Source organism: Thermoanaerobacter sp. CM-CNRG TB177, assembly GCF_018588165.1.
GTDB lineage: Bacteria > Bacillota > Thermoanaerobacteria > Thermoanaerobacterales > Thermoanaerobacteraceae > Thermoanaerobacter > Thermoanaerobacter thermocopriae.
On sequence record NZ_JAFCAC010000076.1, the window covers coordinates 1 to 9915 of the forward strand.

General features: G+C 29.6%; 13 protein-coding genes and 1 pseudogene. All 14 read left to right on the plus strand.

Features of this window, described 5'->3' with window-relative positions:
• Window positions 1–58 precede the first annotated feature (58 nt).
• On the plus strand, window positions 59–679 hold the full coding sequence (thiT, locus tag I4N53_RS09725) for an energy-coupled thiamine transporter ThiT (protein WP_214496124.1): 621 nt from the start codon (window positions 59–61) through the stop codon (window positions 677–679).
• A gap of 244 nt (window positions 680–923) precedes the next feature.
• Entirely contained in the window at window positions 924–1460 is a 537-nt protein-coding gene (locus tag I4N53_RS09730; protein ID WP_012996098.1) for a phosphatase PAP2 family protein, read from the plus strand.
• A 100-nt stretch (window positions 1461–1560) separates the two neighbouring features.
• Window positions 1561–1974 (plus strand): annotated as a pseudogene (locus tag I4N53_RS09735) (magnesium-translocating P-type ATPase); the annotation flags it as partial.
• Window positions 1975–2417: 443 nt separating this feature from the next.
• The gene (locus I4N53_RS09740) at window positions 2418–2936 is read left to right on the plus strand and encodes a hypothetical protein (RefSeq protein WP_255549816.1); all 519 of its coding nucleotides are present in this window, start codon (window positions 2418–2420) and stop codon (window positions 2934–2936) included.
• Window positions 2937–3362: 426 nt separating this feature from the next.
• Window positions 3363–3647, plus strand: coding sequence for a hypothetical protein (locus I4N53_RS09745; protein ID WP_214496123.1), 285 nt, complete (start codon window positions 3363–3365; stop codon window positions 3645–3647).
• 385 nt (window positions 3648–4032) lie between these two features.
• On the plus strand, window positions 4033–4554 hold the full coding sequence (locus tag I4N53_RS09750; protein ID WP_028992356.1) for a hypothetical protein: 522 nt from the start codon (window positions 4033–4035) through the stop codon (window positions 4552–4554).
• 53 nt (window positions 4555–4607) lie between these two features.
• A complete protein-coding gene (locus tag I4N53_RS09755) occupies window positions 4608–5330 on the plus strand; it encodes a SurA N-terminal domain-containing protein (RefSeq protein ID WP_012996095.1) in 723 nt (240 codons plus the stop codon).
• A 218-nt stretch (window positions 5331–5548) separates the two neighbouring features.
• The gene (locus tag I4N53_RS12480) at window positions 5549–5692 is read left to right on the plus strand and encodes a hypothetical protein (RefSeq protein WP_255549817.1); all 144 of its coding nucleotides are present in this window, start codon (window positions 5549–5551) and stop codon (window positions 5690–5692) included.
• 11 nt (window positions 5693–5703) lie between these two features.
• Window positions 5704–5985, plus strand: a complete 282-nt coding sequence (locus I4N53_RS09760; protein ID WP_012996093.1) for a hypothetical protein — start codon at window positions 5704–5706, stop codon at window positions 5983–5985.
• Window positions 5986–6899: 914 nt separating this feature from the next.
• Window positions 6900–7643, plus strand: coding sequence for a hypothetical protein (locus tag I4N53_RS09765; protein ID WP_028992357.1), 744 nt, complete (start codon window positions 6900–6902; stop codon window positions 7641–7643).
• 645 nt (window positions 7644–8288) lie between these two features.
• Window positions 8289–8567 (plus strand): hypothetical protein, encoded by a 279-nt coding sequence (locus I4N53_RS09770; protein WP_012996089.1) that lies wholly within the window; start codon window positions 8289–8291, stop codon window positions 8565–8567.
• 333 nt (window positions 8568–8900) lie between these two features.
• Window positions 8901–9305, plus strand: a complete 405-nt coding sequence (locus tag I4N53_RS09775; protein ID WP_255549819.1) for a DUF5412 family protein — start codon at window positions 8901–8903, stop codon at window positions 9303–9305.
• Between the two features lie 33 nt (window positions 9306–9338).
• Window positions 9339–9494 (plus strand): hypothetical protein, encoded by a 156-nt coding sequence (locus I4N53_RS12485; RefSeq protein WP_156202101.1) that lies wholly within the window; start codon window positions 9339–9341, stop codon window positions 9492–9494.
• Window positions 9484–9882 (plus strand): hypothetical protein, encoded by a 399-nt coding sequence (locus tag I4N53_RS09780; protein WP_255549818.1) that lies wholly within the window; start codon window positions 9484–9486, stop codon window positions 9880–9882. The genes I4N53_RS12485 and I4N53_RS09780 overlap by 11 nt, the downstream gene beginning before the upstream one ends.
• The last annotated feature ends 33 nt before the right edge of the window (window positions 9883–9915 follow it).

Here is a 9915-nt window from a genome sequence, read left to right on the forward strand (position 1 = left end):
TTAAAGGTGGGCATTCAGAAAAAATACCCACCCCAACTATTGACAAAGAGCCTTAAGTATTTTTTCTGATTTTGCCAAAATAAAGCCAGTGACTTTATCGGTTTTATTGGCAATTTTATTGCTAGCTTTTCTTTTATATCTTATGCGAAGAAGTGTCAAATTTGACACAAAAATGCTTGTATATGGTGCACTTTCAATTGCTATTTCTTTCGTGCTGTCTTATATAAGATTTTACCACTGGCCTCAAGGTGGTTCTATTACACCTGCCAGCATGTTGCCCCTTTTTATCTTTGCCTACTATTATGGACCAGGTCCTGGTGTGATTGTAGGAATGACATATGGATTTTTACAACTTATTCAGGACCCATTTATAGTCCAATGGGTGCAAGTACTTCTCGACTATCCGCTGGCCTTTGGTGCTTTAGGACTTGCTGGCTTTTTTAGAAAAAACCTAAGTTTGGGAATTTTAGTCGGTGGATTTGGACGATTTTTCTCTCATTTTTTATCAGGTGTATTTTTCTTTGCAAGCTATGCGCCAGATGGAATGAGCCCTATAGTTTATTCACTTTTAGTCAATGGAAGTATAATAGGTGTGGAAGTTGCAATATGTTTTGTGGTTTCGTTAATTCCTCAAGTTAGCAATGCTATCGAGGAAATTAAAAAGAAAGCAACTATTTAAAGGGGGTATTTCCCCTTTTTATTTTTTACAGTGAATAGCTAAAATAATAGTAGAATATTTTGTAAGAAGAAATTTAACATAAAATTAACATTTCTATAATGTTTTTTTAATGTTATCATAAGATAATTTAGTCAAAGTTTTTAGAGAAAATCCATTGTAACTAGAAGGGTCATAAAAGAGTAGCAAAGCTTTTAAAAATACGATAATATATATAGTAAAATGAAACTGTAGGGGGATTTTACTGATGCAAATAAAAAAAGTACTTCTTGACAAGGATAAAAATATTTTTTTCTATATAAATGAAAGAATAAAATGTAATATTTTAGACAAAATAATGCCAAAAATAACTCATATAGGTGGGCCTTTTTTTACAATATTTTCTTGCTTATTTTTAATCTTTTTTGGAAAAAACGAAGTGAAAGCCTCTGCTTTAGAAGCTTTAACAGCGCTTGTAAGTAGTCATTTGTTTGTTCAACTTTTAAAAAGAAAATATACAAGGCCAAGGCCTTATATGGTATTAGCTAACACAAACACTTTTAAACATCTTTTAAAGGATTATTCTTTTCCTTCAGGCCATGCTACTGCCAGCTTTTCACTCGCTATAACCTTTTCAATGTTTTTTCCAAGCCTTACAGTATTTTTAATTTTACTTGCAGTACTTGTGGGATTTTCAAGAATATATATGGGACTACATTATCCTTCAGATGTATTAATGGGTTCTACAATAGGCATTACTTTTTCTTATTTAACTCATTTTATAGGGACAAGGCTGTTTTTGTAAAAAAATTTGAAAAAGATTGACAGAATTAATTGATTTTGTTAGAAAAGATGTTGATGAAGTTTTGGCACAATTAGGTACGGATAGAGAGGGATTGACTACTTTAGATGCTATCCAAAATTTTGGAGCAATGGATGTGCTTTGTACTGACAAAACTGGTACTTTGACATTAAACAAAATAGTTGTAGAGAAACATCTTGACATACATGGGAATGAAGATGACAGAGTTTTAAGACATGCATACCTAAACAGTTTTTATCAAACAGGTCTAAGGAACTTGATGGATGTAGCCATTTTAGAGTATGGAGCTGAAAAGGGTTTTAATGGTTTGGAGAAAATATATAAAAAAGTTGATGAGGTACCCTTTGATTTTGTAAGGCGGAGGATGTCTGTAGTTTTAGAGAGCGAAGGTGGAAAAAGGCAGCTTGTAACGAAAGGCGCTGTTAAAGAGATGCTTTCCATATGCGAATACGCTGAGTACAAAGGCGAAGTAGTTCCTTTAACAGATGAAATACGCCTTATACAAAGCATTGCTTCATGGCCGCTATTGCTTTTTACCTCAGCAGCTGTTACAGTAGGAACGATTGTGCCATTTACTTCTTTTGGAGCGAAGCTTGGAATGATGCCTCTACCGGGGATATACTTTTTGTTCTTAATAGCTACGCTTCTTGCATACTTGACTTTGGCACAATATGTTAAAGGGAGATTTATAAAAAGATTTGGAAACGTGCTATAACATTTTTTAGACAACGGATACAGACAAGTAGAAATATTTCAAAACATAAGCAGGAGAAATCCTGCTCTTTTTAACACATCACATTATAAAATTAAAATGTTACAACAATGTTACAAAATATAAAATTTTGGTAAACAAAGAAGGAATTTATATTAATATGTAGAAATAGTATAATATGTAGGAGTAGTATAATAGGAGGGATAATATGGGGGAGGTAATAAGATTTGAGACACATAAAGACCCTTTTGAACAATCTTGGGGGGAGATGTTCAAAAAGAGGATTAACGCCGGATAAAAAATTAATAATGTTGAATAATGTAAAACTTATTAAGGATAACAAAAGAGAGTCACTAATTAAAGCTTTTCACAAAAGCGTTGAAAATTTAAGAGGTGTCAATAGTTTCAAAAATTTTTTATTTTTGTTGACTGACGAAGAAGGCGTAATATTAGAATTAATTTTACCTTATGATAATACCAATTTTTCTTTAAATGAAAGCATGATGTTAAAAGAAGAAATTGCAGGGACAAATGCAGTATCACTAGCGATAAGAGAGAAGAATATAGCGGTTGTAAGAAAAGAACAGCATTACATTGAAGATTTAAAAAGATTAAATTGTATTGCTGGACCTATTTTTGATAAAAAAGGAAATTTGATAGGGATAGTAGACATGTCTTCTGAAAATGAGCTTAATGATATTTTTGTAGCAATAGCATTTTTACTGACAAAGTATATAGAAATATAGAGATACTCAAGCTTACGGCAGAAGGGAAAACAGATAAAGAAATTGCAAAAACAATCAACATGTCACTAAGTAATATAAAGTAATCACAAAAGGAAAATTTTTAAGTTGTTGGGAACAAAGAATGTAAAGGACTGTGTGTACAAAGCAACAAAGTTAGATTTAATATAAGGCGTTTGAAAAGACGTTTATACTAAAGTGTCAATTTAGTAAAAAAGAGAATGTTAAAGTTGTACTTTAGTACAAATTTTAGAGGAAAAGAAACTCAATTTTATACTAAAGTACAAAAGTAAGTGCTATTTTAGTAAAAATTTATACTTTTGGTCAATTGACATGACGATGGAAATAATATACCATGGATATAGAAGGAACTACCGGTAGTCTTTAGAATTATTAAAAAGGAGAGGGTTAAAATAAACACATGTTAGAGTGAGTCATTTAGGAATACTTGTAGCTGCAGAATTCTATGCAGATTTTGTATTAGTAAGTGGTGGTGATGATTATATCAGTAAAGTTTATGATTATGCAATAGCTATGGTTGGGACTTATTCGCTTACATCATTTGGAATAAATAAAGCGCGCGAAGACATTTCTGGACCTGCTTATGCAACTTTAGAATGGGAAGGAACGACATTAGAAAATTTGTTTACAACTACCTTTAGGTTGAGGTTATATGTTGGAAATGATGGGTATTATTCGCTGGCTAACTACTGATAAGGAGGTGTTTTATTGTTCCCCTATATTCTTATTTTTTCAATTGTAACAATTATAGTATTAGTAGTAAATATTGTTATTTTAGTCTTTGTGATTAAGCTCTTTAGGCTTTTGTATGAGCAATACAAAAAGTAGGTGTGTGTTTATTGTAAAAAATGGACGAAGTTGCAAAGAAACAGAATTTGGAATGTCGTTAGAATTCAAATGTGTAATTATACTATTACTATGTAAATTTAGAGATTTTGTATATATTTTTGTATATGTTTAAAATTGAAAATTTATAAAGTAGCTCAAACAAAAGGAACCGTCCCCATTGTTTGATTCCTATAAAGAAAAACTAAGATATTAAGAGAAAATGAAAGATAATAGAAGGAGGTATTTAAAAGTGTTACGGAAATATACCGTTTATTTAATTATTTTTGTAATTACTTTTACTTCTGTATTATCATTTTCGGTTAATGCTAAAGCAGATTCTCTTACTCACAAAGAAACAAAATACCTTTATATATGGTTTTATCCTGTAGAAAACAGAGCAATTGTACCTTTTGTTCAAACAATAATAGTAGATGTTGGTTATTTTTATGACATTAGTGGGAGAGACATAACTGTGACACAAAGTTTTTTATCAGGAACAGCTGTAAATGGAAGAAATATGCCTTTCAGTGAGACAATAAATTTATTGCATATTAAATGGTATAAAAATAATTCTTTGTATACCACATTAGAAAGTTTCACATACCCGCCTATAATTATTTCTCCTGATAATATAGTGAAATATGGTGTTAACTATACTAATTTATTTTTTGATACATTTTCAGATACGTGGAAAGAGGAAGGAACTATACAGGTGATAGCCCCAGAAACACTGAACATATGGAAGACATTTAGTAGTAGCTTAGAGCAATAAAAAGTTTATAGGTAAAATTTTAGATAATGAAATATATACGGGAGGTTTGTAAAATGAGTAAAAATAGAAAAATTTTGTTGATGATAGTTTTATTAATAACAATTTTGGCTGCATCTATTATTACAGCAGCTGGTTCAAATCCTTGGTTTTTGCTCGGGAAAAATAGTCTAAAATATGAGAAAGACAGGGATGTTATAATAGCAAAAGTTGGAAACACAAAAATCACAAAAGAAGATATTGAAATGCAGATATTATTTAATAAATTCCAAAAAGAAGTATTAAATAGGAAATTATCTGAATTACAAAATAGTAACCTAAATATTAATTCTTTTTTGAGTGTAGATGTGAGTAGAAAAGATATATTAAATAAATTGATCGATGAAGCTATATTATATGAAGAAGCACAGAGGCAGGGTTTAAATGTTACCTATGATGATGCTAAAAAATTTATGGAAAATACAAGGTATATTATGAATGCTATTGCAAAAGGGGAATTAAAATGTGAAAATCAAAAAGAGGCAATGGAAGAAATTTATAATTTTAAAGCATATATTAAAGGATTGGGAATGTCTGAAGATGAATATTGGAACGAAATAATAGTTTATTACCAAAAAATACTTTCAATAGGGAATTTGAAAAATAAAATTATATCAGCAATGTCTGAAAAGGATAAAAACGATATAAATAAGGTTAATGAATTTTTTGAAAAGTATAAAAACGAGTTACGAAAAAAATATAAGATAGAAATATTAGATGGTAAATTTTTACAACAATAGATTTCCTCATGCTAATATTATTGGGAACTCTTTATCCCAAGTGCGGAAGGGAGGTGTTGTGTTGTTTTAAAAAGGCATAATTTAGTAAAGGGAAAAGAGCTTAAGTTTAGTGAGAAAATGAGATTTTCTAATTTTGATTAAGTTAATTACAAAATATTGAGATAGGGTGAATTGATAAATCGAGGTTGTGGAGTTTAAAGTAAGAAATTAAAGGTGTGATGGAAATAAAAATGGATGAGAAAGTAAAAGTTATTATATTAGTGATGATAATTTGCTTTGCTGCTATTTTAATTAAAAATCTGTATGATTATAGAATAAAGACCATTGATGAAGCAATTGGGTTTAATCTTGATGGTGTTTAAAAGTAGAGATATTGAAAGATGGACAATCTAAAATAACAGAAGATGAAGAAAAAATCAAGGAATTAACCGGATGGTTAAGAGAATACAAATATAAGATGAATAGCAATGTAAAGGGGAGAATAGATTTTTCTTATTATGCAATCAATTTTTATTATCATGGGAAAAGTGGATTTATAGCCTTTGATGAAAAAAATAAGAAAAGTATAATTATAATAAATGGGTATACGTATAATATTGTTGGAGAGCCAATTGAAAAGGATTATTTGCAATCTTTTTGGCAATCTATTAAGTAAAGAATAGTAAGATTGGAAAAGTCTGATGAAAGTTAAATAAGGTGGGAAAAGAGAGGGCTTTTTTAAAAGAGCCCTCTCTTTTATATTCATTATTGAGTTTTTCCGTCTTCTAAATTAATTTCTTTAGAAATTTCATGAAGCATCTGGGGTGTTAATCTGATGTCAAAATGAGTTAATTCATAGTATTTTGTGGACAGACAAAGGGGACGGTTTCCTTTGTCTGAAATTTAAAAAGCCTGGACAGAAAAGTATTGTCTGGGCTTTTTTGTAAATTTGTGAAAACAAGAGAATATCCTACTGAGATGGAAAGTAAATTAAGGAAGTGATTTTACATAATAATAGAATTAAAGTAAAATGGTGCTGTGGGATACAAAATCATTATAACTACCAGTGGAATTATAAGAGCTAATAGATACCTGTAATTTACTGAGTATTTGCCTTCTTTTTTATTTTTATCTAAAAAAATGTAGGATGGTCAGTAAAATTCCAAATGCGAAATAAACTATTACAAAAGTGTACATGTTTAGTTGGGGATTGTATGTAACTGATGATTTGGGATATCGCTATAGTGTTAATTGAAAATTTCAAAAAAATAAATCGAACAAGAGGAACCGTCCCTGTTGTCCGTTGTCTGTTTACTGTTTACTAAAGTGTAAATTTATTAAAAAGTTGTACTTTAGTACAAATTTTAGAAGAAAAGAAATTAAATTTTATACTAAAGTACAAAAGTAAGTGCTATTTTAGTAAAAATTTATACTTTTGGTCAATTGACATGACGTTGGAAATAGTATACCATGGATATAGAAGGAACTACCGGTAGTCCTTAGAATTATTAGGAAAGGAGTTGAAAGTGTTAGAAAAAGAAAATATTTTAGATAATAACATGTTAAAAAATAATACAGGTGGTGTTAATAATGGTAAAAAAGTCTTTAAATATTAAAAAGTTAATTTTATTGTTTGCAATTGCATTGTTTCTTTCAATTTCAACTTTGAGTCCAGCCTCTGCTACCGATTTAAAAATTTCGAATTTAAACAATAAAAAATTAATGGTTAATTCACCCCAAGAATATGAATCTTATTTAATCCAAAAAGCCAATAATAGTAATAGTGAAGAAAAAAATGCTATTATAAATGCGCTATATAAATACAAATCTTTAACAAAAGATAAGCAAGAAAAATTCATTGAAATAATTAATAATAAAGAACTAATGAGGGATGTGTTTAAAGCATTAGGAGATAGCGAAAAAGAAACCTTTTTAGGTGGTGATATAGTAGTTGATAATAGTATTGATAAATTACTAGATAAAAGAGATTATACAATTTCTAGTTCATCAATTGAACTGACTACTGCAACATATAAACGCTGGGTAGAAGTATTTGGAATAACCGTATTTGAAACAACCTCATGGGTTAAGTATGAACATGATAATTATTCAATATTAAGTATAGTTGGATATGATCATGTTGTATCAAGAAATTTATTAGCTCCAGCCTGGTCGTATTCGTGGAGTGGAAAAACTGCTTGGATTTTTGGGGATAAAGCATATTCTACTGCAGATTTAACTATGATAGATTTAGGAATTCCAATCCAGACTGTTCAAGTTGGAGTGTGGGGTGATATTTACAACAATGCTGGAGGATGGGTAAATAAATTATAAAATATTTAAAAGTATTAATTCGCGTGGTGAAGATTAATTTTTCAGAACATTAACTTTTCAAGACGAATAATTAAAGGATTCTGGACATTTAAAGTTTCAGTTTAAATATTTTTGGATGTTGTTTTTATAAATTACTGCATATTACAAAGTTAACGCTTTGTAATATGCAGGAGCATTAATTTTGTAAACTGTATTTATTGCCGTTAAGTAATCAGATTTTTATTAGAGAGGAGATATTAAACCATGTTTAAAAGATTTAATAAATTAAGTAGTAAATCAAAACGAATAATAGGGATAATTATGGGGCTGATAGTAAGTTGTGTTGTAATATTTGTAATTATACTAGAACTCATAAGGATATATGCTGGATAAAGTATGACAAAAGACAAGGGGAGGTTCATTTGTCTGGATTTTAAGCAAAAATATCCACATCCACTGGAAGAAATATAAAAGGGACAAGTAAGAATAACTCGAAACAGTGGCAGGAAATTCCTGCTCTTTTATTTTTTTCTTTAAATGTTGCATTATAAAATCAAAGTATTACAACAATGTTACATAAATATTACAATTTAGTAAACAGAGGAGGAATTTGTAAAGATATGTAGAAGTAATATAATGGGAGACAATAGGGGGAGGGAGAAATTTGTGAAATTCAATAAGGGATTTTTCAACTGGGCAGCGTGGTTAACTTTGTTGTTGGCTTACGTACTTCCATATCAATCAACAGATGGGTTTGCCATCCATTATGGATATCCTTTTGCCTTTTTGACTACTTATAATGATAATTTATTAAAAGCAAAAATTACATTATTGACATCAACAAGTTTCAATATGGGTATATTTGCTATAGATGTAGTAATAATTTATTTTGCAATCTATTTTGCTAATGAATTATTGATTAAATGGAAAAGTAAAAAATCCTAATAATTGAAGGAGTATGATGATGATATTATTTATAAAATGATCGGCAGGGCACAAGGCAGCCTGATTATGTGTTATAGCTTAGCTTTAATATTGGAATACATCGGGTTATGGAAATATATAGCAAGTTTATGGGGATAAAGTCAATGCAACGATGGATATTTGAGACAAAAGTCATTTTAGGTGATGACAATGAATAAATGGTTTTACAAAAACAAATACATTATACATATAGTTTTAATAGTTATTTATGTTTTATGGGTAATAAATTACTTTTATCCAGTATTGCGCTTTAAATTTTCCCTATTGAATTATATTTTTGCATTATGCGTGCAAATGATACCAATAGTTCTACTAATTAATGGCTTTCTGTTTAAGCATAAGATTTGTAAAATATTGAACAGCATCTTTTTTGCAGCACTATCTTTATTGAGTATGGCAATTGAAATTGTTATTTTAATAGGTATTTTTACTTTAAGCTGGAAGAGTGCATTTAAGCCTATCCATGATGTCAAATTTACATCCTATTCTGTTGTAGCATATAGAACAAATGGAGGTGCCACAACGAGTTATGGAATTGTAGTAAGACAGGAAAAAGAGATTATTAAGGGAATTTTATTAGTTAAAAACCTGTACAGCAAGTACCCTATGTACGATGTAGAAATGAATAAGATTGGTGATAATCAAATTGAAATAAATGGTGAGAAGATATATTTAAAAAGGAATGTGTACATAAACTGAAGGTTAAAAGGATCTAATCAGAGGGGGAATTAGATGAAAAAAAGAGTAATATTTTTATTGGCCTTGGTTGCCATTTTAGCTTCGGCTATGATCCTTTTTGCAAAATTTTCATTATCCGAAAAATCTAGTAGAGAAGAAATAGTTGTAACTCCAGACATATTTGGAAGAGTGAAATTGAATGGAGGGTGATGATAGAATTGAGGTTATAGATAAAAAAACAGGAAAGCTATTAGATGCCTATGGTGAAGAAATCAAATCTTTGGATAATGGTAGGAGCCAATATATAGTATATCGTGAAAAAGAAAATGATTTTGAAATTCTACGATTGTATACAGTTTCTGAAACTCAAGAGGAAAATGGGAATAAAGAAATTAGCAGGGTGGTAGATAAGTATTGGGATATAATGTCGCAAAATGGTTGGTATATAGAAAATCAACATGTAGTTACTATTTCTACAATGGGTAATTTTCCTACTACAGAAATGGAAACGGGTGGCACAGTTACTATTGTTAAAAATAGGGTATATAGAGATATAAATTCGCTTTTTTTGAAAAAAAACTATGAATTGCAATATTAAATGCAACACCTAATGAAAATCATGTAGATATAG